The organism is Fundidesulfovibrio sp. (assembly GCF_058402725.1).
Genome location: NZ_JBZVFJ010000108.1, coordinates 1 through 1606, shown reverse-complemented (window position 1 = coordinate 1606; position 1606 = coordinate 1). Strand labels below are relative to the sequence as shown.

General features: G+C 65.7%; 2 protein-coding genes. Both read left to right on the top strand.

Annotation, left to right across the window (positions count from 1 at the left end; translation table 11 throughout):
• A partial coding sequence (locus tag ACV4UX_RS13560) for a DUF47 domain-containing protein (protein WP_491593813.1) occupies positions 1 to 555 on the top strand: 555 nt, incomplete at its 5' end.
• Positions 548 to 1555, top strand: coding sequence for an inorganic phosphate transporter (locus ACV4UX_RS13555; RefSeq protein ID WP_491593812.1), 1008 nt, complete (start codon positions 548 to 550; stop codon positions 1553 to 1555). The genes ACV4UX_RS13560 and ACV4UX_RS13555, both read left to right, overlap by 8 nt.
• The last annotated feature ends 51 nt before the right edge of the window (positions 1556 to 1606 follow it).

Genomic DNA, 1606 nt, shown 5'->3' with positions numbered 1-1606 from the left:
ATCCTCGACGACATCTTCCACGACTTCGAAGACGTGGAAGACCGCTGCACGCGCATCAACATCATCGAGGCCGAGGCCAACACCATCTCGCGCAACATCGCCCTGGAGCTCTCCTCCACGTTCATCACGCCCATCGACCGCGAGGACATCCACCAGATCAACATCACGCAGGAGGCCCTGATCAACATCATCAAGGCCGCCGCGCTGCGCATCGGCTTTCTGGGCTGCGGCGAGGTGCTCTACCCTTCGAGGCGCATCGCGCGTTCGCTCAAGATCATGGTGGAAGAGGCCGGGCAGGTGCTCGACAAGCTCTCCAAAGGCAAGCAGGCCCACGAGCACATCGAGGTGATCAAGAACCACAAGTACGAGTGCGAGATGCTCATGATGGTGGGCCTGGGCGAACTCTACGAGCAGCCCCCGCACTTGGACGGCGAGATGGCCACCGTGCTGCACATCATCAAATGGAACCACGTCTATGGGCGCATCGAGCAGGCCGTGGAACGCGCCGAACGCTTGAGCGACGTGCTCGAAGGGGTGCTCCTGAAACATGCATGAATTCTCCCTCCTCCTGGCCTTCATCGTGCTGGTGGCCCTGGTGTTCGACTTCACCAACGGCGCGCACGACTCGGCCAACGCCATCGCCACGGTGGTGTCCACCAAGGTGCTCTCGCCGCGCACGGCCGTGCTCATGGCCGCCGCGCTCAACCTTTTCGGGGCCTTCCTGGGCACGGAGGTGGCCCAGACCGTGGGCTCGGGCATCGTGAACCCGGCCATGGTCTCGGGGTGCCGCATTCTGGTGCTCTCGGCCCTGTTCGGGGCCATCTTCTGGAACCTGCTCACGTGGTGGCTGGGCATCCCCTCGTCGTCGTCTCACGCGCTCATCGGCGGGCTCATGGGCGCGGCGGTGGCCTACGGCGGCTGGGACGCCCCCAGCTACGCCTCCATCCTGAAGAAGGTGGTGCTGCCCCTGGTGCTCTCGCCCCTGGCGGGCTTCGCCTGCGGCTACCTGCTCATGGTGGCCCTCACATGGATGTTCGTGAAGGCCCACCCGCGCACGGTGAACACGGCTTTCAAGAAGCTGCAGATCCTCTCCTCGGCCTTCATGGCCACCAGCCACGGGCTCAACGACGCCCAGAAGACCATGGGCATCATCACCCTGGCCCTGGTGATCTTCGGGGTGCAGGAGGGCGTGGCCATCCCCTTCTGGGTGAAGCTCAGCTGCGCGCTGGCCATGGGCCTGGGCACGGCCATGGGCGGCTGGAAGATCGTGAAGACCATGGGCCACAAGATCTTCAAGCTGGAGCCCGTGCACGGCTTCGCCGCCGAGACGGCGGCCTCGGCCGTGATCCTGGGGGCCTCGGCCATGGGCGCGCCCATTTCCACCACCCACACCATCTCCACGGCGGTGATCGGCGTGGGGGCCTCCAAGCGCTTCTCGGCCGTGCGCTGGGGCGTGGCCGGAAACCTCGTGGTGGCCTGGGTGCTCACCATCCCGGCCGCCGGGCTGGTGGCGGCCCTGTGCTTCGAGCTGCTGGACCTGCTGGGGATCGGCTAGCAGCCTGTTAATGGGATGGACCCGCCCCCCTTGGAGGCATACGACCTCCGG

Coding starts and splice junctions, on each gene's coding strand:
- ACV4UX_RS13555 (WP_491593812.1), top strand. CDS start 548: ATGCATGAATTCTCCCTCCTCCTGGCCTTCATCGTGCTGGTGGCCCTG.